The sequence below is a fragment of the Mesorhizobium sp. M7A.F.Ca.US.011.01.1.1 genome, from assembly GCF_003998295.1.
In the GTDB taxonomy this organism is placed as follows: Bacteria; Pseudomonadota; Alphaproteobacteria; order Rhizobiales; family Rhizobiaceae; genus Mesorhizobium.
In genome coordinates, this window is record NZ_RZRT01000002.1 from 49,840 (window position 1) to 74,774 (window position 24,935).

Consider the following 24,935-nt stretch of genomic DNA (forward strand, 5'->3'; position numbering starts at 1 on the left):
GAGGCGGGCGCGCGGCATTGGCGCTGCGCGACCTCGATTATCAGGGGCCAGTGACGCTGGTCGGCGACGAGCCGCATCTGCCCTACGAGCGCCCGCCTCTGTCCAAGGAGGCGATGGCCAGCGATGCGCCCGAGATCAAGGCGATCGCCAGCGACGCAATTCTGGCCGAGAAATCGATCCGGCATATACATTCCGTCCAGGCCGTGGCGATCGATCGCGCGGCGCATGCGGTGCGCCTGTCGGACGGATCGGTCCTGCCTTACGACAAGCTCCTGCTGGCAACCGGTTCGACGCCGCGCAAGCTGCCGATGCCGGGGCTGGGTCCGCGCTGCGTCTATCTCAGAACCTTCACTGACGCGCTCGCCATTCGCGCGCATCTCAACCGTGGTAACCGTATCGCCATCATCGGCGGCGGTTTCATCGGTCTCGAACTCGCGGCCGCGGCCCGCAAGCTGGGCGCCGCGGTCACCGTTATCGAGGCGCAGCCGCGCATCCTGATGCGCGGCGTGCCGGCGGAGATCGCCGAAATCATCCATGACGCGCATGTCGCCGAGGGTGTGGATATCCTGTGCGGCGACGGCATCGCGTCCATCGCCGACGACGGCAACGAGGTGCGGATCACACTTGCCGGCGGAAAGGAGATATCAGCCGATCTTGCCGTGATAGGCATCGGCGCCGTGCCGGTGACCGGGCTTGCGGGCGAAGCCGGTCTGGCGATCGACAACGGCATTGCTGTCGATACCGAGCTGCGCAGCAGCGACCCCGACATCTATGCCGCCGGCGATTGCTGCTCGTTCCCGCTCGCCGTCTATGGCGGCCGCCGCGTACGGCTGGAAGCCTGGCGCAACGCCCAGGAACAGGGCGCGCTGGCGGCGAGGAACATGCTGGGTGCCGGCGAGGAGCATGCGGCGGTGCCATGGTTCTGGTCGGATCAATATGGTCTGTCCCTGCAGATCGCCGGGCTGTCCGACGAAGGCAGCAGCACCGTGCGCCGCGACCTCGGCGACGGCGCCTTCATCCTTTTCCATCTGGCCGAGGACGGCAGGCTGGTGGCGGCCAGCGGCATCGGCCCCGGCAACGCGGTCGCCCGCGACATCAGGCTGGCCGAAATGCTGATCGGCAAGCGCGCGAAGCCGGCGCCGGAAGCACTGGGATCGCAGGACGTCAAGCTGAAGTCGTTGCTGGCAGCGTAGGAACGCTGTGCCGATTGTGGAAGTTGGCGCTGCCCCTCATCTGCCTGCCGGCATCTTCTCCCCGTATAGTGACGGGGAGAAGGGGGCCATCATCGCCGGTTTCGCCAGTCACCAGCATTGCAAGAAGGGCGCCGAGGTCGCGGCCAGCTACTTTCTCCCCGTCTCTATACGGGGAGAAATGCCCGGCAGGGCAATGAGGGGCGGCGCAAACGTCGGCGAGTTCGCTGCTGAATCCGCAACGCGCCCTAAAACAGCGCCTTCAGCTCCGCCAATTTGTCATTCACCAGCCAGCCATAGTAATTCTCTTCCGGCAGCTTTTCCGGCTCGCCGGCGGCGCGGCGCCTGTCGTTCTCAGCTTTCAAGGCATAGGCCCGCTGCTCCGGATTGCCGACATTGTAGAGCGTGGCGGTCAGTCCGGGATTGCCCGAAATGTCGAAGCCGGCAATGCTCTTGTAGGCATCGATCGATTTCCGGATCGTCGCCGCGACGTAAGGCAGCGTCAGGTCGGGATCCATGATGGTCTTGTAGACCGAGTTTGGGTCGCCGACGTCGAGCTTCGGCAGGCCCGAAACCTTGTGCACCAGATCGCTCATCTGCAGGGCGGTCAGCGGATTGAGCTGACCCAGGCCGAAGGTCTGGCCGGCATAATAGGGCTGGAAGAAGGTGGCGCCGAAACGATCGTCGGGAAAGCTCGTCCCGCCGACGCTCTTGCCGCGAAACGAACGGTTCCACACCTGCTCGCGGCATTCCCACAGATCATAGCTGTCGGACATTGCGGCGCATTTCTTGAATTCCGGCCGTTGCACGAAATCGGTGATGTCCTCGCCGTCATAGGCGAAGGACAGCTTGCTGGAGAGATAGGAGATCGCCTTGACGTAGTAGGTCTGCAGCCGGTCATAGGCGTCGACATTGTAGGTGTGCTCGCCGACGATCGCACCGACGATGTGCAGGGGATCGATGCCGTAGGTGGCTGCTGCCTTCTTGATCTTGCCGCGCAATTCGGCGTCGTTCTGCAGCAGGGCGTAGACCTTGCGATACTTCGCCTGGAAGCTGGTGCTGGTCGCTTGCGTGCGCCGGCTGGAGGCGCCGGGAATGTCGGGCTGCACGGCATTGCGATTTCCCGGCGGCACCAATGTCGCTGCCTCGGCGGCGAACAGCGTCGCCGCTAGCGTCAAGCCGAGAATAACCAGAATCAGTTTTTTCATGCACCCGCCGCCCAAGCAATTCCAGGAAAAGTGTGAAACGGTTTTCCGGAATTGCGTCAAACCAAGAGATCGAGAATTGCCGCGCAAACTAGGTAAAGCTCTTGGTCGAGTCGAGAGCGCCCCTTCACCCGGCACCACGAAAGCTGGCCAGATGATACCATCTGGCCACACATGATTTTGCTGGCCGGAAAATGTTGCCTGGACCGGCGCCGGAACGTTCCGGCGCCGTCGTTCAAAGGATGAACCGCGACAGGTCGGTATTCCTGGACAGGTCGCCGACATGCTTTTCCACATAGGCGGCGTCGATGGTGACGCTGGTCCCGTTGCGGTCGGGCGCGTCGTAGGAGATTTCGTCCAGCACCCGCTCCATCACTGTCTGCAGTCTTCTTGCGCCGATGTTCTCGACGCTCGCGTTGAGGTCGACGGCAATGCTGGCCAGCGAATCGATAGCGTCGTCGGTGAAGGTCAGCTCGACGCCCTCGGTCTTCATCAGAGCGATATACTGCTTGATCAGGCTGGCCTCTGTCTCGGTCAGGATACGGACGAAATCGTCCTTTTCCAGCGCCCGCAGCTCGACCCGGATCGGCAGGCGGCCCTGCAATTCCGGCAACAGGTCTGACGGCTTGGACACATGGAACGCACCCGAGGCGATGAACAGGATGTGGTCGGTCTTCAGCGGTCCGTATTTGGTCGCCACCGTGGTGCCTTCGATCAGCGGCAGCAGGTCGCGCTGCACGCCTTCGCGGGAAACGCCGGCGCCCATGCCGCCTTCACGCGACGCGATCTTGTCGATCTCGTCGAGGAAGACGATGCCGTCATTCTCCGTCGCATCGAGCGCCCGGCGCACCACCTCGTCCTGGTCGAGCAGCTTGTCGGACTCGTCGTTGACCAGCAAGTCGTAGGATTCCTTCACCGTCGTCTTGCGCATCTTGGTCTTCTTGCCGCCCATCGCCTTCGACAGCATGTCGTTGATGTTCAGCACGCCGATGTTAGCGCCCGGCATACCGGGGATTTCGAAGCCGGGCATGCCGCCAGCGCCGGTGTCGGCGACCTCGACCTCGATCTCCTTGTCGTCGAGTTCGCCGTCGCGCAGCTTCTTGCGGAAACTATCGCGGGTGGCCGGGCTCGCCGTCTTGCCGACCAGCGCTTCCAGCACGCGTTCCTCGGCGTTGACGTGGGCGCGTGCCTTGACGTCCTCGCGCATCTTCTCGCGCACCAGGCCGATGGCGATCTCGACCAGGTCTCGGATGATCTGCTCGACGTCGCGGCCGACATAGCCGACCTCGGTGAACTTGGTCGCCTCGACCTTGACGAAAGGCGCACCGGCGAGCCGCGCCAGGCGGCGCGAAATCTCGGTCTTGCCGACGCCGGTCGGCCCGATCATCAGGATGTTCTTCGGCATCACCTCTTCGCGCATCTGGCCCTCCAGCTGCTGGCGGCGCCAGCGGTTGCGCAAGGCGATGGCCACGGCGCGCTTGGCGTCTTTCTGGCCAATGATGAAACGGTCGAGTTCCGAAACGATTTCGCGGGGAGAAAATGTGCTCATATCACTAAATTCCACTTTGCCACTGCTTGATGGCCTCGAACGGATGCAGCAGCATGATCACGTTGAGTGTCAGATTGTCCCGGATGAGATAGCCGGTACCGAGTTCGAAGATGATGGCCAGGCTGACGATCACCCATATAGGTAGCCTTCGCGCCATCACAAATCCCAGCACCATGGCCAGTGTGTCGGACACCGAATTGATGATGCTGTCGCCGTAATAGTCGAGCGAGATGGTGCCGGCGCGGTAGCGCTCGATGATGAACGGGCTGTTTTCGAGCAGCTCCCAGCCGCCTTCGATGAAGACGGCGAACGCCAGCCTCAAGCCGATCGGCGAACGCGGGAACAGGAATCTTGCCAGCGCATAGAACAGGAAGCCGTGGATGATGTGCGAGAACGTATACCAGTCCGAAATGTGCTGGGAATTCTCCGAACTGTTCACGACACCATGCCAGAGCTTGACGTAGCCGCAGGTGCAGATCGGCGTTCGCCCCATGCCGTAGAGCGCCCCGGCCTGGAAGATGATCAGGGCGAGGACGAGCAGAAGCCCCATCCGCCAGCTGTCTTCATAGGCCGAATAGCTGCTCTCCGTGGCCGGTGTCGTCATCGGTTCATTCCCCCTCGTTTCGCGTCGCCGTCTCGATCATCACAAAGCCTTGTCACGCCTTCAGCGGCGGTAGCCGGCGGATCACGGCGGCCGGCAAGGTGGGTTTGACCACAATCCGCCGGATACGCTGCCAGCCAGCCCCGAACAGAATGATCAGCGCGCCAACAACGACCAGGATCAAGGCAAAAGGCGGGATACCCGTCGAATCGGAGGCGGAATTCACCAGATAATAGATGCCCAGCGAGCCGAAGTAAGCCAATGTCGGAACCAGAAGCGAACGGCGGTCGATGGCAAGCGCGACATAGAGGAAGCCAAGGATCAGGATCGTCAGCATGATGGTTGCATTGGCATCCGGCGCGATATGTCCGAATACGACGTTCTGGCCGGTTGCCATGATGAAGAGCGGATGCACCAGCATGGGCGCCGAGACGACATGCAGCCAGAAAGCGCAATCGGACCAGATCTTGCGTCGATCCCTATCGTAAATGTCAAAAGCTACACCCGTTGCGAACACGATCAGGCCGCAGATCAGCGGCATGTAAAGTGCCGCGCGAAGCAGTTCTGGAACATCCTCGAGGCGCGGCGGCGCAATCGCACCCGCTGTCACGCTGTCATACAGGATTATCGCCGTTTGCAGGAAGGCAAGCAGTGTGAAGGCGATGGCGATAGCCCCGGCAATGATGGGGACGCGAAAGCGCCAGAAATAGATCGCCGCCGCGATTATTCCTCCGCCCAGGAACAGATATCCGGCCCGAGACGCCGTCTGCCGCAACGCCAATAGCTGCCAGACAGTCTCCGGCTTGCGTATGCCGAAGCTGGCCTCCACTTGTAGCGCCAGAGCGGCCAGAATGGCGGCCATGAAAATCAGGGCAAGCACGGACGACGATAGTTTCATCCGGTGCTGACGCGTGACGATTTCGGCGAGCCCCCAGGCGAAAACCGCGAGGATGCCGGCGATCCAGAATGTCTGGCCAGGAAGCAAGGTGGTCAGGACAAAGAAGAAGCCGGCGCTGAGCAGGACGGTTCCGACAGTGACAAACAGATCGTTGCCGCCGCCCACCAGCCGCAGGTTTTCCTCGTCACCCTCGTCATCGGCGCTCCTCGCCTCGGGGGCGAGAGCGACCGTGCGTTCCATGGCCTCCAACTGATCGCGAAGGGTCTGCGAGATCAAACCTTTCGCGACTGCCTTGTCGAGGGTTTCGGCGCTGATCAATTGGGCTCCTGCGTCGCGTCGCGCGCCATCATCAAGGCCGGCCCGTACTCCGATGTTCTGGTGTCAAAAGCAACAAAGCCAGCCTTTTCATAGGCACGGATCGCCCTGACATTGGCGGGATCCGGATCGATGATGACGCGCGGAACACCTTCCTCGAAAAGCTGTTCGACGAACTGGCGCATGATCGCCGAGCCATGGCCGCGCCCGACCAGCTCCGGCACGCCGATCGACACGTCGATGCCGAGCGTGCCGAACGGCTGGTCGGCATAGGGGTGGTCGTCTTCCAGGTGCGGATCGTAGCTTTGCAGATAGGCTATCGGCTTGCCGTCGAGCTCGACGATCAGCGGCTCGACGGAAATGCTATCGATGTGCTCGCGAATGCCGGCGATTTCCGTCTCCGGATCGTCCCACCACTCGGCGACATGCGGCTCGGCGAGCCAGCCTGCAATCATCGGCAGGTCTTTCTCCGTCACCGGCCGAAAATCGTAGCTATCTTGTTGTTCGGCCATGATCTCTGGACGAACGGAACCGTTCGTCCGAGAAAGCCGGTTTCCACTTTTCGGGATCATGGTCGGCCTGCTCAGCCGACATCGAGCGTTTCGACGACAAAATTGTTGTTGGTATAGACGCAGATATCGGATGCGATCTGCATCGCCTTGCGAGCGATCTCCTCGGCATCCTTGTCGCTGTCCATCAGCGCGCGGGCCGCAGCCAGCGCGTAATTGCCGCCCGAACCGATGGCCATCACGCCAAATTCGGGTTCGAGCACGTCACCGGTGCCGGTCAGCGCCAGCGAGACCGACTTGTCGGCCACCAGCATCATCGCCTCGAGCCGGCGCAGATAGCGGTCGGTGCGCCAGTCCTTGGCGAGTTCGACGCAGGCGCGCGTCAGCTGGTCGGGATATTGTTCGAGCTTGGCTTCGAGCCGCTCCAGCAGCGTGAAGGCGTCGGCCGTGGCGCCGGCGAAACCGGCGATCACATTGCCGCCCTTGCCGATGCGGCGCACCTTTTTGGCGTTGCCCTTCATGATGGTCTGGCCAAGGCTGACCTGGCCGTCGCCGGCGATCACCACCTTGTTGCCCTTGCGCACCGTCACGATGGTCGTGGCGTGCATGGTCAGTTCATTGGACATTTACTGGCTCCGAGCAGCGCCATCCCGATAAGGCGATTGGCGCGGTACGAGTAACTTTGATCGGCCATATGTATGCATGGGGCCGGTGATTGCAAATCGCTCTCTGGCAAGGCCGATACCGCTGTCAGAGGCAACTGGCAATCGCCGGATCATGCTGCTAGAAGGCTTTCGTTTTCAAGCCTGCGAGCGCTTGAAGCCTCTGAGCCGGTCACGATGTGAACCTCTGGGACAAGGATAGAGTGATGCCGCCCCGTTCCGCCGAAGCAAGCCGCAAGACCAAGGAAACCGACATCTCCGTGTCGGTCCATGTCGACGGCTCCGGCAAGTCGGATATCGCCACGGGGGTCGGCTTCTTCGACCATATGCTGGACCAACTCTCGCGCCATTCCCTGATCGACATGACGGTCAGGGCCAAGGGCGACCTGCATATCGACGATCATCACACGGTCGAGGATACCGGGATCGCGCTCGGCCAGGCGCTGGCCAAGGCACTGGGCGAGCGGCGCGGCATTATGCGTTATGCCTCGATCGACCTTGCCATGGACGAGACGCTGACGCGCGCCGCGATCGACGTGTCCGGCCGTCCCTTCCTGGTCTGGAACGTTTCCTTCTCATCGCCGAAGATCGGTACTTTCGACACCGAGCTGGTGCGCGAGTTCTTCCAGGCGCTGGCGCAGAATGCCGGCATCACGCTGCATGTCACCAATCACTATGGCGCCAACAACCATCACATCGCCGAGACCTGCTTCAAGGCGGTGGCGCGCGCGCTGCGCGTTGCCCTCGAACGCGATCCGCGCCAGCCGGATGCGGTTCCCTCCACCAAGGGATCGTTGAAGGGATAAGGCCATGGCCACCTATGTCGTGATGGAACCGCCAGGCCGCAGCGAGAAGGCCGATGCAACGGCCTTTGTCCGCGATGGCTTCACCTGGCTGGGCCTCCTGGTGCCGCCGCTATGGTTCGCCTGGCATCGGCTGTGGATCGAGGCAGCGCTTGCCTTCGTCGTCATGGGCCTGCTTTCGATGCTGGGCCAGAAGCTCGGCCTTGGTCTGGCCGGCTCGCTGCTGTCACTGTTGGTTTCGCTCTATGTCGGACTGGAAGGGCAAGGCCTGCGCATCGCGGCACTTCGCCGGCGCGGTTGGCACGAATGGGGCGCGGTCGAAGCCGGTTGGCTCGACGACGCCGACACACGCTATGCGCTGGAAGCGGAAGCGCTTGCCGATGAGGTAGTGCCGGCGCCGCGCATGGTCCCCGATGCTGCCCTGGCGCGGCCAGCGCAGCCGGGCATGGCGCTGGGGCTGACCCACATTCCGGGAAGAAGCTGACATGCGGGTTGCGATCATCGACTACGGCTCGGGCAATTTGCGCTCGGCCACCAAGGCTTTCGAGCGCGCCGCGCGCGAAGCCGGCATATCGGCCGATATCGACCTGACCGCGGATGCCGAGCGGGTGGGCACGGCCGATCGCATCGTCCTGCCCGGCGTCGGGGCCTATGCCGACTGCGCGGCCGGCCTGCAGGCCGTCGAAGGCATGTGGGAAGCCGTCGAGGAGGTCGCGATCGTCAAGGGCCGGCCGTTCCTCGGCATCTGCGTCGGCATGCAGCTGATGTCGCAGCGCGGCCTCGAAAAGACAATTACCGAGGGCTTCGGCTGGATATCGGGCGACGTGAAGGAGATCATGCCTTCCGATCCGGCGCTGAAGATCCCGCAGATCGGCTGGAACACGATCGAGCTCAAGCGCCAGCATCCGCTGTTTGCCGGCATTCCGACTGGCGCAAGCGGGCTGCATGCCTATTTCGTGCATTCCTATCATCTCGATGCGCGCAAGGCGGACGAGGTTCTGGCGGTTGCCGACTATGGCGGCCCGGTGACGGCGGCTGTCGCCCGCGACAATCTCGTCGGCACGCAGTTCCACCCGGAAAAGAGCCAGGCGCTCGGCCTGGCGCTGATCACCAATTTCATGCGCTGGAGGCCCTGAAAACCGATGAGCAAGAAGGGCTACTGGATGGCGATGGTCGAGGTGACCGATCCGGAAAACTATCCGCTATACATTGCCGCCAACAAAGCGGCTTTCGACAAATATGGCGCAAAATTCCTGACCCGCGGCGGTCAGTCGTCGAGCCCGGAAGGGCCGTCGGGCAATCGCCATGTCATCATCGAGTTCGAGAGCTACGCGGTCGCACTCGCCTGCTTCCATTCGCCCGAATACCAGGCGGCGCTGAAATTCCGACGCCTCTATTCGACGTCGCATTTCGCCATTGTGGAAGGCGCCTGAACGGATGATCCTTTTCCCGGCGATAGATCTCAAGGACGGCCAGTGCGTGCGCCTCAGGCATGGCGACATGGCCACCGCGACCATCTACAACGACGATCCTGCCGCGCAGGCGCGGGCCTTCGAGCAACAGGGCTTCGAATGGCTGCATGTCGTCGACCTCAACGGCGCCTTCCAGGGCCAGAGCGTCAACAGTGCGGCGGTCGGCGCCATCCTCAAGGCAACGAAGAACCCGGTGCAGCTCGGCGGCGGCATCCGCACGCTGGCGCAGATCGAGGATTGGCTCGATCGCGGGCTGGCCCGCGTCATCCTGGGCACGGTGGCGGTGCGTGACCCGGACCTGGTCAAGCAGGCCTGCAAGGCGTTTCCGGGCAAGGTCGCCGTCGGCATCGACGCCAAGGGCGGCAAGGTCGCCGTCGAGGGCTGGGCCGAGGCGTCGAGCCTTGGCGTCATCGAACTGGCGAGGAAATTCGAGGGCGCCGGCGTCGCCGCCATCATCTACACCGACATCGACCGCGACGGCGTTTTGACCGGCATCAATTGGGACGCCACCATCGACCTCGCTGATGCCGTGTCGATCCCGGTGATCGCTTCCGGCGGCCTCGCCTCGGTCACCGACATCGTGCGCATGACCATGCCCGATGCGCAAAAGCTCGAAGGCGCGATCTCCGGGCGCGCGCTCTATGACGGTCGCATCGATCCAACGGAGGCGCTGGCGATCCTGCAGGGCCGGCCAGCGGCGGAGACGCGACCGTGAAAATCTCCATTATCCTCGCGTCCTATGACAGCGGCCACTACCATGGCGGCATGGGCCAGGGCCCGGACGCACTGATATCAGGCGGTCTCGTCGACGCCCTGACCATGGCCGGCCATGACGTTACGGTGGAAGACATCGGCAAGGTCGGAGACATCCAGGAGCGCGAGATCGCCACCGGCTTTGCTGTCTGCAACGCGGTTTCAGCCGAGGTTCGCCTTGCCCGTGACGCCGGTCGGTTTCCCATCGTCCTTGCGGGAAACTGCCTGACCAGCGCCGGCGCGGTCGCCGGCGAGGACGCCGATGCGATCATCTGGGCCGACCAGCATGGCGACCTCAACACGCCCGAGACATCCACATACGGCTTTCTCGACGGCATGGCGCTGGCGACCGTGCTCGGCCTGTGCTGGCGGCCGATGGCGTCGGCCATTCCCGGCTTCAAGCCGGTCGATCCGTCACGCTGCGTGCTCGTCAACGCCCGCGATCTCGATCCGGACGAGAAGCGGCTGCTTGAGACATTGCCGATCGTGCGGACGGAATGCTCCGGGGTGGCGCAGGCGGCCGAAAGACTGAAGATAGCCGGCGCCAGACGCGTGCACATGCATCTCGATATGGACGTGCACGATCCCCGGGAGCTGCAGGCCAACCGCTATATCACTTCGGGCGGCCCGAGCCCGGAACAGCTGCGCGACGCCACTTGCGCCATGGCGCTTGCGGTGCCGGTCGTCGGCATCACCGTCTCCGCCTACGACCCGGCCTTCGACGCCCAAGCCGATGTTCCGCCGCTGGTTGGCCAGTTGCTGAACGATCTCATCGCCACGATAGAGGGCCGCTGATGCTCAAAGCCCGTGTCATCCCCTGCCTCGACGTCAAGAACGGTCGCGTCGTCAAGGGCGTCAACTTCGTCGATCTCATCGACGCCGGCGATCCAGTCGAGGCGGCCAAGGCCTATGACGCGGCTGGCGCCGACGAACTCTGCTTTCTCGACATCACCGCTTCGTCGGACAATCGCGAGACCATCTTCGACATCGTCGCCCGCACCGCCGAACAATGCTTCATGCCGCTGACCGTCGGCGGCGGCGTGCGCCAGGTCGCCGACATCCGGAAGCTGCTGCTGGCCGGCGCCGACAAGGTATCGATCAACACGGCGGCGGTGAAGAACCCGGATTTCGTCGCTGAGGCCGCCGACAAGTTCGGCAACCAGTGCATCGTCGTCGCCATCGACGCCAAGAAGGTGTCGGGCACCGGTGAGGCCGACCGCTGGGAGATCTTCACCCATGGCGGCCGCGAAAAGACCGGCATCGACGCGGTCGAGTTCGCGCGGAAAATGGTCGATCGCGGCGCCGGCGAGATATTGCTGACCTCGATGGATCGGGACGGCACCAAGGCCGGCTACGACATCGCGCTGACCCGCGCGATATCAGACGCCGTGCGCGCGCCGGTGATCGCTTCCGGCGGTGTCGGCACGCTCGACCACATGGTCGAAGGCATTCGCGACGGCCATGCCGGCGCGGTGCTGGCCGCGTCCATCTTCCATTTCGGCACCTACACGATAGCGCAGGCCAAGGCGCATATGGCCGCCGCGGGGCTGCCGATGCGGCTGGACTCTGTGAATAATCGGCCCTAAATCATGATCCCGAAAAGTGGGAACCGGTTTTCGGAAAAGATCATGCTTAAACAAGCAGATAGATGACGCCATGGCTGAGTTTTCGCTGTCAGATCTTGAAGAAACCATCAGGGAACGCGCCCATTCCGGCGACCCGGACTCATGGACGGCAAAATTGTTCGCGCGCGGCATCGACAAGGCGGCGCAGAAGCTCGGCGAGGAGGCGGTCGAGACCGTGATTGCCGCCGTCAAGGGCGACAAACAGGCCCTCGTTTCGGAAAGTGCCGATCTTATGTATCATTGGCTCGTCGTTCTCGGCCTCTCCGGGGTTTCGCTGAGCGACGTGCTCAAGGAGCTCGAAGGCCGCACCCGGCGTTCGGGCATCGCCGAGAAGGCGTCACGGCCCAAGGGCTGACCGCGAGGAAGGGCAGGTATCTCGATGGATCAGCTCGCGCCGACCGAGAAATATTCCCCCTTTCGTTTCTTCTCCGCCGATCAATGGTCGCAATTCCGTGCCGACACGCCGCTGACGCTGAGCGCGGACGAATTTCGCCGCCTGCGCTCGCTCAACGATCCGGTCGATCTCGAAGAGGTCACGCGCATCTATCTGTCGCTGTCGCGGCTGCTGTCTGCGCATGTCGAAGCGAGCCAGCTGCTGTTTCGGCAACGCCAGGCCTTCTTCAACGCGGTCGACGTGGTCAAGACACCCTTCATCATCGGCATCGCCGGTTCGGTCGCGGTCGGCAAATCGACCACCGCACGCGTGCTGAAGGAGCTTTTGGCGCGCTGGCCGTCGAGCCCCAAGGTGGATCTCATCACCACCGACGGTTTTTTGCTGCCCAACGAGGTGCTGCGGCGCGAGAACCTGATGGAGCGCAAGGGTTTTCCCGACAGCTACGATGTCGGCGCGCTGCTGCGCTTCCTGTCGGGCATCAAGTCGGCGCTGCCCGATGTCCGCGCCCCTGTCTATTCGCACCTGACCTATGACGTCATTCCCGGCGAGTTCGTCACCATCGACCGGCCCGACATATTGATCTTCGAAGGCATCAATGTCCTGCAGCCCGGCAAGCTGCCGCAGGACGGCAAGATCGTGCCTTTTCTGTCGGACTTCTTCGACTTCGCCATCTACATCGATGCCGACGAGAAGCTGATCCACAACTGGTACATTTCCCGCTTCATGCGGCTGCGTGAGACCGCCTTCCGCAACCCGGACTCCTTCTTTCACCGCTACTCGCAGCTGTCGGAGGGTTCGGCGCGCGCCATCGCCGAAGGCCTGTGGACCAACATCAATTTGAAGAATCTCCGCGAGAACATCCTGCCGACGCGGGCTCGCGCCGACTTGATCCTGCGCAAGGGCGCCGACCACCTGATCGAGGAAGTGGCGCTCAGGAAGCTGTGACGGCCGGCTTCGTCACCCGCCGCAATGTCAGATTGATCCGCCCACCGTTTTTCAGCAGTGCCGAGGTCGAGGGATAGATCCGATCGACGCCGTGAAAGCACAGCCGCCCCTCGCCGCCGAGCACCACGACGTCACCACTTTGCAGCCTGAACGACTTGGTGGCGCCATCACGCATAGCCCCTTTGCGTGTCGCTTGGCCTACACGGAACAGGCAATCGTCGCCGAGTGAGACGGAGACCACCGGCGCCGAAAAATCGGCCTCATCGCGGTCCTGATGCAGGCCCATCTTCGCATCCGCGGTGTAGAAATTGATCAGGCATGCTTCCGGGGGGTGCGGATAGCCCGAGACCTCGCGCCACAGCTCGAGCAGCGCATCCGGAATCGGCGGCCAAGGCGTCCCGGTTACCGGATGCGCCGGCTGGTAACGATAGCCGTGCTCCTTGTCGGTGACCCAGCCCAGCGGCCCGCAATTGCTCATACGCACGCTCATCTCCTTGCCGGTGCGCGGCATGGCCGGCACGAACAGCGGCGCCTGCTGCACGATCCGTCTCACCTCGTCGACCAGCTCTTCCTGCGCGCTGCGCGACAGGTAGGCCGGCATGTGGCGGACGCCTTTGGGCAAGACGAGCACGGATTCGGTTACCTCTTGGATGGTTCGGAACCGTAAAATGCCACGATCAAATGAAAACGGCGACCCGAAAGCCGCCGCTCTAACTCTTTGTTTGGCACAATTCCGGACGGAAAACCGTTTCACACTTTTCCTGGAATTGCTCTTCACAAATTGGCAGCCGCCGATCAGGCGAGATCTGGGATGCGCAGCACCTGGCCCGGATAGATCTTGTCGGGATGGGTCAGCATCGGCTTGTTGGCCTCGAATATGACCGTGTTCTTGACGCCTTGGCCCTTGCCGTAGCTTTTCTCGGCGATCTTCCAGAGATTGTCGCCCTTCTTCACCGTGTAAAAGGTGGGCTCCTTGGCCGGGGCGGCGGCCGTGCCAGACGCTGGCGCGACCTGCAATTCGTCCGCCTGCACCTTGGAGACGCCGAGCGTGTTGCCGACGGCGATGACCGCCTTCTCGAAGATCGACTGGTCCTTGACCACGCCCTTCAGCACCGCCGTATCGCCCGTGACGACGACCTCGACGCCATCGGTGCCGAGCTTGTGCGAATCGAGCTCCTTCTTGAGTGTGTCGGCCGTGGGTGCGGCTTCTTCGTCGCCGCCGATGCCCAGTTTCTTGCCGACGCTCTTGACGAAATCGAACATGCCCATCCTTGGTCTCCCTTGCTAATGGCAATGGTGAACCTTGCATCTGCGGTCCAAAATGGGAAGTCGTTTTGTGCGCGTGATTGGTGTGGTGCTTAATCGTTCTCCACCCGGCCGCGCAGCTTCTTGATCGTGCCGCGCCCGGCCTTGCTCTTCAGCCGCCGTTCCACGGCACCCTTCGACGGCCGTGTCTTCTTGCGCGGCGGCGGTGGCGGTTCGGCGGCCTTGGCGACCAATGCCGTCAGCCGTGCCCGCGCATCCGCCCGGTTCTGTTCCTGGGTGCGGAAGCGGCCTGCCTCGATGACGATGACGCCGTCCTTGGTGGCACGCTGGCCGGCAAGCTTGATCGTCCGCTCGCGCACGCGCTCCGACAGACCCGTTGCGTTGGCCGCGTCGAAGCGCAGTTGCACCGCCGTCGCCACCTTGTTGACGTTCTGACCGCCGGGACCGGACGAGCGGATGAAATCCTCGTGCAGGTCCCCCGGATGGATCACCGCATCGCCTGATATGAAGATATTTTCGTCGCTCGCCATGCCGCAGTCATGGCGCGACGGATCGAAAAAGAAAAGGCCCGATCGAAACCGGGCCTTTCAACGAAAGCTGAACCCTGTGGCGCGATTACTCCGCCGCTTCCTGCATGCGCGGCGCCGCACCCAGCACCACGGCGTCGACATGGCTTTCGAATTTCTCGAAGTTGACGGCGAACATGCCGACCAGTCTTGCCGCCTGCAGGTCATAACCGGCCTTGTCAGCCCAGGTTGAGCGCGGGTCGAGAATGGCGCTGTCGACGCCCCGAACCGCCACCGGCACCTCGAAACCGAAATGAGGGTCGGTGCGGAACTCGGCCGTCTTCAGCGAGCCGTCGAGTGCGGCGGCAAGCAAGGCCCGCGTCGCCTTGATCGGCATACGCTTGCCGGTGCCGTAGGCGCCACCGGTCCAGCCGGTGTTGACCAGCCAGCAATCGGCGCCATGGCGGGCGATCAGCTCGCGCAGCAGATTGCCGTATTCCGATGGATGGCGCGGCATGAACGGGGCACCGAAACAGGTCGAAAACGTCGCTTCGGGCTCGGTCACGCCCTTTTCGGTTCCCGCCACCTTGGCGGTGTAACCGGAGAGGAAATGATACATCGCCTGCGCCGGCGTCAGTCGGGCGATCGGCGGCATCACGCCGAAGGCGTCGGCGGTCAGCATGATGATGTTGTTTGGATGATTGGCGCGTCCGGTCTTGCTGGCGTTGGGGATGAAATCCAGCGGGTAGGCGCAGCGCGTGTTTTCGGTCAGCCTTCCGTCGTTGAAATCCGGCACGCCATCGGCGTCGAGCACGACATTTTCCAGCACCGTGCCGAAGCGCTGCGTGGTGGCGAAGATTTCCGGCTCGGCTTCCGCCGACAGCTTGATCGTCTTGGCGTAGCAGCCGCCTTCGAAATTGAAGATGCCGTGCGGCCCCCAGCCATGCTCGTCGTCGCCGATCAACGTGCGCGAGGGATCGGCCGAGAGCGTCGTCTTGCCGGTGCCCGACAGGCCGAAGAAGATGGCGGCGTCGCCGGCCGCACCCTCATTGGCCGAGCAATGCATCGGCATCACGCCTTTCGCCGGCAGGAGATAGTTGAGCATGGTGAACACCGACTTCTTCATCTCGCCGGCATAGGAGGTGCCGCCGATCAGCACGATCTTGCGCGAAAGATCGACGGTGATCACCGTTTCGGTGCGGCTGCCGTGACGGAGGGGATCGGCGCGGAAGGACGGCAGGTCGATGATCGTCATCTCGGGCACGAACTGCTCGAGTTCGGTGGCACCGGGACGAATGAGCAGATTGCGGATGAACAGCGAGTGCCAGGCAAATTCGGTGATCACCCTGGTGGGCAGCTTCAGCTCCTCATCGGCGCCGCCGATCAGGTCCTGGACGTAGAGATCCTTGTCCGCGGCATGCGCCTGGAAATCGGCGAGCAGCGTGTCGAACTGGGCCGGCGAGATCGCCTTGTTGTTCTCCCACCAGACATGTGGTTCGGTGTCACCGTTGCGGACGACGAACTTGTCCTTGGGCGAGCGGCCGGTGTGCTGGCCGGTCTCGGCGACCAGCGCGCCATGGGCGGTCAAGCGGGCCTCGCCGCGCCGGATCGATTCCTCATAAAGGGCAGCCGCACCGAAATTATAGCGCACCACGCCGGTGGTTTTCAGGCCGATATGATCGATCGCGCAGGCGGAATTGCGTTTGCCGACTTCCGACATCGAGTGTCCCTCTTGGATTTGCCGCATCTTTGCCGGCACGTTTCCGGCACGCCCACTACGCGGGCTGAGATGGTCAGAACCAGAAAAGCCAAATGATATCAAATCATTAATCGATTTAAATATTTTGAAAGTTGTTTAAATCGTTTATATGTGCAAAAAGTTTCGCGGTTGCCAAAGGATTGGCGATGTACGTTCGTCCAATCCATGTCGAGGTAGGATTGTGGCCGCCGGCATGCCGCGCGTGACAGCGGACAAGGCCTATGCCACATTTTGTACCTAATTTGTCCTGCAAAAGCCCCTTCTCTACGACAGAAGGGACAGCTCATGAGGGAGCCGCTTGAAATGGCAACAATCGCGCTTGTCGATGACGACCGCAACATTCTGACATCGGTGTCGATCGCCCTGGAATCCGAGGGGTATCGCGTCGAGACCTACACGGATGGTGCGTCAGCGCTGGAAGGCCTGGCGGCACGCCCGCCGAACCTTGCCATCCTCGACATCAAGATGCCGCGCATGGACGGCATGGAACTGCTCCGCCGGATGCGCCAGAAGTCCGACCTGCCGGTGATCTTCCTGACCTCCAAGGACGATGAGATCGACGAGTTGTTCGGTCTCAAGATGGGCGCCGACGACTTCATCCGCAAACCCTTCTCACAGCGCCTGCTGGTCGAGCGCGTGCGCGCCGTGCTGCGCCGCGCCAGTGCCCGCGAGGCTGCCGCCAAGACGCCAAGCCAGCAGGCCCGCTCGCTCGAGCGCGGCCAGCTCGTCATGGACCAGGAGCGCCACACCTGCACCTGGAAAGGCGAGCCGGTGACGCTCACCGTCACCGAGTTCCTGATCCTGCATTCGCTGGCGCAGCGTCCCGGCGTCGTGAAAAGCCGTGATGCGCTGATGGATTCGGCTTATGATGAACAGGTCTATGTCGACGATCGCACCATCGACAGCCACATCAAGCGGCTGCGCAAGAAGTTCAAAGCCGTCGACGACGACTTCGAGATGATCGAAACCCTTTACGGAGTCGGATACCGGTTCCGCGAAGCGTAAGTAGCAGGGCCTGCTATTCGATGGCAGTGGAAACACAGCGAACAAGACCGGCGGGCGCCTCCAGGCGGCCGTCCCGGATCATGCCGTCCTTCGTCTCGAAGATCACGGTGCCGATGCGCCGCTTCCTTGGCCATCATATCTTTTCCAGCCTGACGCGGCGTATCCTGTTCCTCAACCTTGCCGGCCTCGCCGTCCTGGTGACCGGCATCCTCTATCTCAACACCTTCCGCGACGGACTGATCGACGCCCGCGTCGAAAGCCTGATGACCCAGGGCGAGATCATCGCCGGCGCCATTGCCGCGTCGGCGACCGTCGAGACGGATTCGATCAGCATCGACCCGGAAAAGCTGCTTGAGCTGCAGGCCGGCGAAAGCCTGGGACCCGGCTCCGACCAACTCGACAATCTCGACTTCCCGATCAACCCGGAGCGGGTCGCGCCGGTGCTGAGAAGGCTGATCTCGCCGACCAGGACCCGCGCACGCATCTATGACCGCGACGCCAATCTGCTGCTCGATTCGCGCCACCTCTATTCGCGCGGCCAGATCCTGCGCTACGACCTGCCGCCGGTTGAAGAGGAAGAGCCCGATCTTGTCGAGCGCATCCAGAAATTCGTCTTCGACTTCTTCCGCAACACCGAGCTGCCGGTCTATCACGAGCAGCCGGGCGGCAATGGCGCCGCTTTCCCGGAAGTGGTCAAGGCACTCACCGGCAGCCCGTCGACCATCGTGCGCGTCTCGGAACAGGGCGAGCAGATCGTTTCGGTGGCGGTGCCGATCCAGCGCTTTCGTGCCGTCCTGGGCGTGCTGATGCTGTCGACCGAAGGCGGCGACATCGACAAGATCGTCGCCGCCGAGCGCAAGGCGATCCTGCGCGTCTTCGGCATCGCGGCCCTTGTCACCGCCATCCTGTCGATGCTGCTCGCCTCCACCATCGCCAATCCGCTGCGCCGGCTGTCGGCGGCGGCGGTTCGGGTGCGGCGCGGCGTCAAGAGCCGTGAAGAGATCCCCGACTTTTCCGACCGTCAGGACGAGATCGGCAATCTGTCGATCGCCATACGCGACATGACCAACGCGCTCTACGCCCGCATCGAGGCGATCGAAAGCTTCGCGGCCGATGTCTCTCACGAGTTGAAGAACCCGCTGACGTCGCTGCGCAGCGCGGTGGAAACCTTGCCGCTGGCCAAGAACGACGATTCGCGCGGCCGGCTGATGGATATCATCCAGCACGATGTCAGGCGGCTGGACCGGCTCATCACCGATATTTCCGACGCATCGCGCCTGGACGCGGAGCTCGCGCGTGAAGATGCCGGGACGGTCGACCTGAAGAAATTCATCACCGATCTCGTCGCCGTTTCGCGCGAAGCCACGCGCAACAAGAAGGCGGTCGAAATCGAGTTCAAGGCCGCCAAACTGCCGCAAGGCGTCAAAGGCTACGTCGTCGTCGGGCATGATCTGCGCATCGGCCAGGTCATCACCAATTTGATCGAGAACGCCCGCTCCTTCGTTCCCGAGGATCATGGCCACATCAGCCTGTCGCTGACGCGCGCCGGCAAGTTCAACATCGTCACCGTCGACGACAATGGTCCCGGCATCCGGGCCGACAACATCGACCGCATCTTCGAGCGCTTCTACACGGACCGGCCGGCCGGCGAGGCGTTCGGCCAGAATTCGGGCCTTGGCCTGTCGATCTCCAGGCAGATCGTCGAGGCCCATGGCGGCACGCTGACCGCCGAGAACATCCCCGGCACCAAGCCCGGCGAGATCAAGGGCGCACGCTTTGTGGTGACGTTGCCGGCCGAAGGCTGAGAGCATGAATTCCACCACGCTTGGTCCAGCCGTGCAGCCTGAAAACATTCACGCGACAATGGTTTTGATCGGCGAGCGCGGCATTCTCGTCACCGGAGCCTCCGGCTCGGGCAAGACGACGCTGGCGCTGGCGCTCATCGACCATTGTCGCCATCGCGGCCTGTTCTCGCGGCTCGTCGGCGACGATCAGCTCTTCGTCGAGGCGCATGCCGGGCGGCTGCTGTGCCGCGCTCCCGTCGCCATAGAAGGGCTCGTCGAGGTGCCGGGGCTCGGCCCCCGACCTCTGCCATTCGAGCCGGCAGGCCTCGTCGACCTCCATGTCCGCCTGGTGCCGGCCGGCGAAGCGGTGCGCTTCCAGGAGGATGCCGCAAGCAGCATCGCGGGCTGTCTGGTGCCGCGGGTCGACGTGGTCGAACGCAATGTCCCAGCGGTCTTGCCGGTCGTGATGGCGCGGCTGTCGATCGCGCCTTTTCTATGATCCGTTCCGGGTTTTTTGCTGCAATGCGTCAAAATGGCATGTGCCTGCGCAATTTTGGGCTTGTCAACGGGCCGTGCGTCGACAAGATAGCGCTCCCGCCGCCTGGATTGGCTGGCGAGCATAAAATGCGCCTGTGAAGCGGCGATGACGGGAGCCACCAAAGAATGATCGGACTCGTGCTTGTAACGCACGGTCAACTGGCCACCGAGTTCCGACATGCCGTCGAACATGTCGTCGGGCCACAAGACAATTTCGAAACCGTGGCGATCGGTGCCGACGACGATATGGAGCAGCGTCGCCGCGACATCGTCGACGCTGTTGCCCGTGTCGATACCGGGGCGGGCGTCATCGTGCTGACCGACATGTTCGGCGGCACGCCCTCCAACCTTGCCATCTCGGTGATGGAATCCGGCCGCACCGAGGTGATCGCCGGCATGAACCTGCCGATGCTGATCAAGCTCTCCTCGATCCGCAAGGGCGACAATATGGCCGCCGCGCTCGATGAGGCTCAGGCCGCCGGCCGCAAATACATCAACGTCGCCAGCCAGCTCCTGAGCAGCAAATGACCGCGCTGTCCCCGGAAAAAGAACAAATTGTCCGGGATTTTCCCATCATCAACCAACGTGGCCTTCATGCGCGCGCTTCGGCGAAGTTCGTCCAGCTGGCCAGCGGCTTCGATGCCTCGGTGCATGTCGAGAAGGATGGCGTCAAGGTCGGCGGCACCTCGATCATGGGCCTGATGATGCTGGCGGCAAGCCCCGGCTATTCGATCCGCGTCACCGCCAGCGGGCCGGAGGCCCGGCAGGTCATCGACGCCCTGGAGCAGCTGGTGGCGTCCCGCTTTGGCGAGGAATGCTGAGTGCAGATGCGTGTCTGAGAGACATGCAGGGATAAAGATTTCTTTATATCCCATTGTCGTCCTTGCTCCGATCTGCTAGTCAGGCCGGCAATTCGCGCCCTTCGACGCGCCGACCGGCGCGGGCGCATCCGCAACAAATTCGCAAGCACAACATTCGCATCGGAGTACTGCCATGACGGGTAGCAAGGACTATGTGGTCGCCGACATCTCGCTTGCCGGCTGGGGCCGCAAGGAACTCGAGATCGCCGAAACCGAAATGCCGGGCCTGATGGCCTGCCGTGAGGAATTCGGTCCCAAGCAGCCGCTCAAGGGCGCGCGCATCACCGGTTCGCTGCACATGACGATCCAGACGGCGGTGCTGATCGAGACGCTGAAGGAGTTGGGCGCCGATATCCGCTGGGCCTCCTGCAACATCTTCTCGACCCAGGACCATGCGGCCGCGGCCATCGCCGAAGCCGGCATCCCGGTGTTCGCCGTCAAGGGCGAGTCGCTCGAGGAGTATTGGGACTACACCGACAAGATCTTCCAGTGGGCCGATGGCGGCCTCTCCAACATGATCCTCGATGATGGCGGCGACGCCACCATGTACATCCTGATCGGCGCCCGCGCCGAGGCCGGCGAGGATGTGCTGTCCAACCCGCAGAGCGAGGAAGAGGAATACTTCTACGCCCAGGTCAAGAAGCGCCTGAAGGCTTCGCCCGGCTTCTTCACCAAGCAGAAGGCGGCGATCCGCGGCGTCACCGAAGAGACGACTACCGGCGTCAACCGGCTCTACCAACTGCAGAAGAAGGGCCTGCTGCCCTTCCCCGCCATCAACGTCAACGACTCGGTCACCAAGTCGAAGTTCGACAACAAATATGGCTGCAAGGAATCGCTGGTCGACGGCATCCGCCGCGGCACCGACACGATGATGGCCGGCAAGGTCGCTGTCGTGTGCGGTTATGGCGACGTCGGCAAGGGCTCGTCGGCCTCGCTCAAGGGCGCCGGCGCCCGCGTCAAGGTCACCGAGGTCGATCCGATCTGCGCCCTGCAGGCGGCGATGGACGGTTTTGAAGTCGTCACGCTGGAAGATGCGGCCCCCACCGCCGACATCGTCATCACCACCACCGGCAACAAGGATGTCGTCACCCTCGACCATATGCGCTCGATGAAGGACATGGTCATCGTCGGCAACATCGGCCACTTCGACAATGAGATCCAGGTCGCCGCGCTGCGCAATTTGAAATGGACAAACGTCAAGCCGCAGGTCGACATGATCACCTTCGCGGACGGCAAGCGGATGATCCTTTTGTCGGAAGGGCGGCTGCTCAATCTCGGCAACGCCACCGGCCACCCGAGCTTCGTCATGTCGGCATCCTTCACCAACCAGGTGCTGGCCCAGATCGAACTCTACACCAAGCCCGGCCAGTACGAGAACCAGGTCTATGTCCTGCCCAAGCATCTCGACGAAAAGGTCGCGCGCCTGCATCTCGACAAGCTCGGCGCCCGTCTGACCGAACTGTCCGGTGAACAAGCCGCCTATATCGGCGTCACGCCGCAGGGTCCGTTCAAGCCGGAACACTACCGCTATTAACCAAAGCTAAAATTACTACCAGATATTGAGGCCGGGCGATTGACTTTTCGCCCGGCCATATTTTTGCGCGCCATCAGCCTTCACGGCGATTCGGCGAGGGGTTATTGTCAGGTGATTCGGCGATGCTTCCAGCCCAAGAGGGTCAAGAGAGGCACGCATCAGGGCGGTCTTGCATTCAGGCGGCGGAGAGGACCAAGACATGCCGGGGCAACACCCGCACAGAGCGGGACGGGCCGTTTCCGGCGGCCATGACGATTCGGGGATTGCTGGCTCCGCCCAGGAAGGCGGGAGCCTGTCTTGGCGCGCCCGCGCGTCGACATTTCTTGCCACCGCCGCGCTCACGGTCCCCTTGGCTGGCGCCGTCGCGCATGCCGAAACCGCTGCTGCCAGCGTCGCCGGACTGTCGCTGAGCGCCATCGAGGTCATGCAGCTTGCCGTGTTCGTCGGCGTGACGGGTGCCGCACTGATATCGGCCATCGTTCTCATCCGCGAAAGAGCCCGCACCTCGGCGGAGAATGTCGAACTCAGGAGCCGCCTGGCCGACATCAACGCGGCGCTCCGCCGTTCGGAGGCGCTGCTCAATCTGCGCGACCAGCGCGTCGTTGTCTGGGCCGCGGAAAACAAGAAGCCCGAGCTCATCGGCACATTGCCCGTCGAAAGCGGCGCTCCCGAGGATAGGGCCGCTTTTCTTGCTTTCGGCCGCTGGCTGATGCCGCGTTCGGCGGCGGCACTCGAACATGCCGTCGCGGGATTGCGCGAAAAGGCCAGACCCTTCGACCTCGTCATCGAATCGCAGGCCGGCGCGCCGCTCGAAGTGCATGGCCGCAAGAGTGCCGCGCATGTGCTCGTGCGTTTTGTCTCGCTCTCGGAGACGCAGCGCAGCCAGGCCAGGCTGAAGATCGAGAACCAGCGGCTGGCCGCCGACCACGACACGATGATCGGCCTGCTCGACGCGTTGAACATGCCGGCATGGCTCCGCGGCGAGGATGGCGGGCTGAAGTGGGTCAACCGCGCCTATGCCGATGCCGTCGAAGCCGAAAATGCCGAAGCCGCGGTTCGGGAGAAAAAGGAGTTCCTCGGCGGTCAGGCGCGCGATGCTATTGCCGCCCAGCACAAGACGCATCCGGTTTTCGAGCAGTCGCTGTCCACCGTGATCGAAGGTGACCGCCGTGTGTTCGCGGTCACCGATTTCGCCGGCAGCGATGGCTCGGCCGGCCTTGCCTGCGACACCAGTGCCATTGAGGCCGTTCGCGGCGAATACGAACGGACCGTGCGAAGCCACGCCGACACGCTCGACCAGCTCAACACGGCGGTCGCCATTTTCGACACCGACGAGAAGCTGCGGTTCTTCAATCAGGCCTTCCAGAAGCTTTGGGGGCTGGACGCCGGCTTCCTGCACAGCGCACCCGACAATGCCTTGCTGCTCGACCGACTGCGCAGCGAAGGCAAGATCGCCGAACAGCCTGAATGGCGCCGCTGGAAGGAAGGCCTGCTCGGCGCCTATCGCGCCGTCGAATCCCAGGAACATTGGTGGCATCTGCCGGATGGCAAGACCATTCGCGTCGTCGCCAATCCGCAGCCCAAGGGCGGCGTGACCTGGGTGTACGAGAACCTGACCGAGAAGATGGACCTCGAAAGCCGCTACCAGACAGCGGTGCGGGTTCAGGGCGAGACGCTCGACAATCTTGCCGAAGGCGTGGCGGTGTTCGGACCCGACGGCAGGCTCCGGCTGTCGAATCCTGCCTTTGCCACTCTCTGGGGATTGAGCGGTGAAGCGGCCAAGCCCAGCGTCCATGTGTCGGCGATACGTGACCTCTGCGACCGGCAGGCCGCGGACAGCCCCTGGCCCAGCTTCGTTGCCGCCATCACCGGCTTTGACGACGAGCGCCGCGACCGCCACGGACAGACCGAGCTCAACAACGGCAATGTGCTGAGTTACGCCATGATCCCGCTGCCCAACGGGCAGGTGATGATGACCTTCGTCGACGTTACCGACAGCGTCCATGTCGAGCGGGCGCTGAAGGACAAGAACGAGGCGCTGCAAAAATCCGACCAGCTCAAGAACGAATTCGTCCAGCACGTCTCCTATGAACTGCGCTCGCCGCTGACCAACATCATCGGCTTTACCGAACTCCTGTCGCAGCCCACGACCGGTCCGCTGACGCAGAAGCAGCGCGAATATGTCGAGCATGTCAGCTCGTCCTCCTCGGTCCTGCTCACCATCGTCAACGATATCCTCGACCTGGCGACGGTGGACGCCGGCATCATGCAGCTCGACATTTCCGAGGTGCAGGTCGATCGCACCATCGCCGCTGCGGCCGAACTGGTGGCCGACCGGCTGGAAGAGCATTCGATCAGTCTCCAGGTCGACGCCGTCGCGGCGCCGAAGACGTTTCACGGCGATGAGGTCCGCGTCCGCCAGATCCTCTACAATCTGCTCAGCAACGCCGCCAATTACGCCCCGGAAGCCAGCATCATCCGGCTCACTTGCCGCCATCTGGCGGATGGGGTGGAATTCTCGGTTCATGACGACGGCCCCGGCATGCCGCCGGATGTGCTCGATTCGGTGTTCCGCCGTTTCGAGCCGCGCGCCAATGGCGGCCGCCGGCGCGGCGCCGGCCTCGGCCTGTCGATCGTCAAGAGCTTCGTCGAGCTGCATGGCGGCAGCGTTCGCATCGAAACCGGCAAGGACAAGGGCACGACCGTCATCTGCACCTTTCCAGACATGCCGGGCATCCGCGCCGCGGCCGAGTAGCGCGTTCG

General features: G+C 63.0%; 27 protein-coding genes. 17 read left to right on the forward strand and 10 right to left on the reverse strand.

Going from position 1 to position 24,935, the window contains the following annotated elements:
• Nucleotides 1–1,193: FAD-dependent oxidoreductase (locus tag EOA13_RS02795; protein ID WP_245490292.1), on the forward strand; the 1,193-nt coding region annotated here is incomplete at its 5' end.
• Nucleotides 1,194–1,438: 245 nt separating this feature from the next.
• Here the strand turns inward: EOA13_RS02795 and EOA13_RS02805 are convergent.
• The 6 genes from EOA13_RS02805 to hslV all read right to left on the reverse strand — a co-directional run bounded on the left by EOA13_RS02805 (nucleotide 1,439) and on the right by hslV (nucleotide 6,893).
• A complete protein-coding gene (locus EOA13_RS02805; RefSeq protein WP_127289520.1) occupies nucleotides 1,439–2,398 on the reverse strand; it encodes a DUF1402 family protein in 960 nt (319 codons plus the stop codon).
• 232 nt (nucleotides 2,399–2,630) lie between these two features.
• The gene (gene hslU / locus EOA13_RS02810) at nucleotides 2,631–3,944 is read right to left on the reverse strand and encodes an ATP-dependent protease ATPase subunit HslU (RefSeq protein WP_127289522.1); all 1,314 of its coding nucleotides are present in this window, start codon (nucleotides 3,942–3,944) and stop codon (nucleotides 2,631–2,633) included.
• Between the two features lie 4 nt (nucleotides 3,945–3,948).
• On the reverse strand, nucleotides 3,949–4,548 hold the full coding sequence (locus EOA13_RS02815; protein ID WP_127289524.1) for a DUF2585 domain-containing protein: 600 nt from the start codon (nucleotides 4,546–4,548) through the stop codon (nucleotides 3,949–3,951).
• A gap of 52 nt (nucleotides 4,549–4,600) precedes the next feature.
• The gene (locus EOA13_RS02820; RefSeq protein ID WP_127289526.1) at nucleotides 4,601–5,761 is read right to left on the reverse strand and encodes a hypothetical protein; all 1,161 of its coding nucleotides are present in this window, start codon (nucleotides 5,759–5,761) and stop codon (nucleotides 4,601–4,603) included.
• On the reverse strand, nucleotides 5,758–6,270 hold the full coding sequence (locus tag EOA13_RS02825) for a GNAT family N-acetyltransferase (protein ID WP_127289528.1): 513 nt from the start codon (nucleotides 6,268–6,270) through the stop codon (nucleotides 5,758–5,760). Before EOA13_RS02825 ends, EOA13_RS02820 begins: the two co-directional genes overlap by 4 nt.
• A 71-nt stretch (nucleotides 6,271–6,341) precedes the next feature.
• Nucleotides 6,342–6,893 (reverse strand): ATP-dependent protease subunit HslV, encoded by a 552-nt coding sequence (hslV, locus tag EOA13_RS02830; RefSeq protein WP_127289530.1) that lies wholly within the window; start codon nucleotides 6,891–6,893, stop codon nucleotides 6,342–6,344.
• A gap of 242 nt (nucleotides 6,894–7,135) precedes the next feature.
• On the opposite strand from hslV, the gene hisB reads away from it, so the two are divergent.
• From hisB to coaA, 9 genes are all read left to right on the forward strand, one after another.
• Nucleotides 7,136–7,735: an imidazoleglycerol-phosphate dehydratase HisB gene (gene hisB / locus EOA13_RS02835; RefSeq protein WP_127289532.1), complete on the forward strand. Its 600-nt coding sequence runs from the start codon at nucleotides 7,136–7,138 to the stop codon at nucleotides 7,733–7,735.
• A gap of 4 nt (nucleotides 7,736–7,739) precedes the next feature.
• The gene (locus EOA13_RS02840) at nucleotides 7,740–8,216 is read left to right on the forward strand and encodes a DUF2628 domain-containing protein (protein WP_027039976.1); all 477 of its coding nucleotides are present in this window, start codon (nucleotides 7,740–7,742) and stop codon (nucleotides 8,214–8,216) included.
• 1 nt (nucleotide 8,217) lies between these two features.
• Nucleotides 8,218–8,868 carry an imidazole glycerol phosphate synthase subunit HisH gene (gene hisH / locus EOA13_RS02845; RefSeq protein ID WP_127289534.1) on the forward strand — a complete coding sequence of 217 codons (651 nt, stop codon included), beginning with the start codon at nucleotides 8,218–8,220 and terminating at the stop codon, nucleotides 8,866–8,868.
• A gap of 6 nt (nucleotides 8,869–8,874) precedes the next feature.
• Nucleotides 8,875–9,165, forward strand: coding sequence for a DUF1330 domain-containing protein (locus EOA13_RS02850; RefSeq protein ID WP_127289536.1), 291 nt, complete (start codon nucleotides 8,875–8,877; stop codon nucleotides 9,163–9,165).
• Between the two features lie 4 nt (nucleotides 9,166–9,169).
• Nucleotides 9,170–9,919 carry a 1-(5-phosphoribosyl)-5-[(5-phosphoribosylamino)methylideneamino]imidazole-4-carboxamide isomerase gene (hisA, locus tag EOA13_RS02855; protein WP_127289538.1) on the forward strand — a complete coding sequence of 250 codons (750 nt, stop codon included), beginning with the start codon at nucleotides 9,170–9,172 and terminating at the stop codon, nucleotides 9,917–9,919.
• Nucleotides 9,916–10,752 (forward strand): arginase family protein, encoded by an 837-nt coding sequence (locus EOA13_RS02860; protein ID WP_127289540.1) that lies wholly within the window; start codon nucleotides 9,916–9,918, stop codon nucleotides 10,750–10,752. Before hisA ends, EOA13_RS02860 begins: the two co-directional genes overlap by 4 nt.
• Nucleotides 10,749–11,543, forward strand: coding sequence for an imidazole glycerol phosphate synthase subunit HisF (gene hisF / locus EOA13_RS02865; RefSeq protein WP_164779973.1), 795 nt, complete (start codon nucleotides 10,749–10,751; stop codon nucleotides 11,541–11,543). Before EOA13_RS02860 ends, hisF begins: the two co-directional genes overlap by 4 nt.
• Nucleotides 11,544–11,613: 70 nt before the next feature.
• Complete coding sequence (locus EOA13_RS02870; RefSeq protein ID WP_127289544.1) at nucleotides 11,614–11,937, forward strand: phosphoribosyl-ATP diphosphatase; 324 nt, start codon at nucleotides 11,614–11,616, stop codon at nucleotides 11,935–11,937.
• Nucleotides 11,938–11,961: 24 nt separating this feature from the next.
• Complete coding sequence (gene coaA / locus EOA13_RS02875; RefSeq protein ID WP_027039969.1) at nucleotides 11,962–12,921, forward strand: type I pantothenate kinase; 960 nt, start codon at nucleotides 11,962–11,964, stop codon at nucleotides 12,919–12,921.
• On the opposite strand, the gene EOA13_RS02880 is transcribed toward coaA, so the two are convergent.
• From EOA13_RS02880 to EOA13_RS02895, 4 genes are all read right to left on the reverse strand, one after another.
• Complete coding sequence (locus tag EOA13_RS02880) at nucleotides 12,908–13,552, reverse strand: alpha-ketoglutarate-dependent dioxygenase AlkB (RefSeq protein WP_127289546.1); 645 nt, start codon at nucleotides 13,550–13,552, stop codon at nucleotides 12,908–12,910. The genes coaA and EOA13_RS02880 overlap by 14 nt on opposite strands.
• A 164-nt stretch (nucleotides 13,553–13,716) precedes the next feature.
• A complete protein-coding gene (gene lysM, locus EOA13_RS02885) occupies nucleotides 13,717–14,190 on the reverse strand; it encodes a peptidoglycan-binding protein LysM (protein ID WP_127289548.1) in 474 nt (157 codons plus the stop codon).
• Nucleotides 14,191–14,279: 89 nt separating this feature from the next.
• Complete coding sequence (arfB, locus tag EOA13_RS02890) at nucleotides 14,280–14,717, reverse strand: alternative ribosome rescue aminoacyl-tRNA hydrolase ArfB (RefSeq protein WP_127289550.1); 438 nt, start codon at nucleotides 14,715–14,717, stop codon at nucleotides 14,280–14,282.
• An 85-nt stretch (nucleotides 14,718–14,802) separates the two neighbouring features.
• Entirely contained in the window at nucleotides 14,803–16,413 is a 1,611-nt protein-coding gene (locus tag EOA13_RS02895; RefSeq protein ID WP_127289552.1) for a phosphoenolpyruvate carboxykinase, read from the reverse strand.
• 342 nt (nucleotides 16,414–16,755) lie between these two features.
• On the opposite strand from EOA13_RS02895, the gene EOA13_RS02900 reads away from it, so the two are divergent.
• From EOA13_RS02900 to EOA13_RS02935, 7 genes are all read left to right on the forward strand, one after another.
• On the forward strand, nucleotides 16,756–17,457 hold the full coding sequence (locus EOA13_RS02900; RefSeq protein WP_013528337.1) for a response regulator transcription factor: 702 nt from the start codon (nucleotides 16,756–16,758) through the stop codon (nucleotides 17,455–17,457).
• A 20-nt stretch (nucleotides 17,458–17,477) separates the two neighbouring features.
• Complete coding sequence (locus EOA13_RS02905; RefSeq protein WP_127289554.1) at nucleotides 17,478–19,262, forward strand: sensor histidine kinase; 1,785 nt, start codon at nucleotides 17,478–17,480, stop codon at nucleotides 19,260–19,262.
• Between the two features lie 4 nt (nucleotides 19,263–19,266).
• Nucleotides 19,267–19,740 carry an HPr kinase/phosphorylase gene (locus tag EOA13_RS02910; protein WP_127289556.1) on the forward strand — a complete coding sequence of 158 codons (474 nt, stop codon included), beginning with the start codon at nucleotides 19,267–19,269 and terminating at the stop codon, nucleotides 19,738–19,740.
• Nucleotides 19,741–19,904: 164 nt separating this feature from the next.
• Nucleotides 19,905–20,306 (forward strand): PTS sugar transporter subunit IIA, encoded by a 402-nt coding sequence (locus tag EOA13_RS02920; protein ID WP_010912939.1) that lies wholly within the window; start codon nucleotides 19,905–19,907, stop codon nucleotides 20,304–20,306.
• A complete protein-coding gene (locus EOA13_RS02925) occupies nucleotides 20,303–20,599 on the forward strand; it encodes an HPr family phosphocarrier protein (protein ID WP_127289558.1) in 297 nt (98 codons plus the stop codon). The genes EOA13_RS02920 and EOA13_RS02925 overlap by 4 nt, the downstream gene beginning before the upstream one ends.
• Nucleotides 20,600–20,771: 172 nt before the next feature.
• On the forward strand, nucleotides 20,772–22,172 hold the full coding sequence (gene ahcY, locus EOA13_RS02930; RefSeq protein ID WP_023810629.1) for an adenosylhomocysteinase: 1,401 nt from the start codon (nucleotides 20,772–20,774) through the stop codon (nucleotides 22,170–22,172).
• 199 nt (nucleotides 22,173–22,371) lie between these two features.
• Complete coding sequence (locus EOA13_RS02935; protein WP_127289560.1) at nucleotides 22,372–24,927, forward strand: PAS domain-containing sensor histidine kinase; 2,556 nt, start codon at nucleotides 22,372–22,374, stop codon at nucleotides 24,925–24,927.
• Nucleotides 24,928–24,935: the final 8 nt, after the last annotated feature.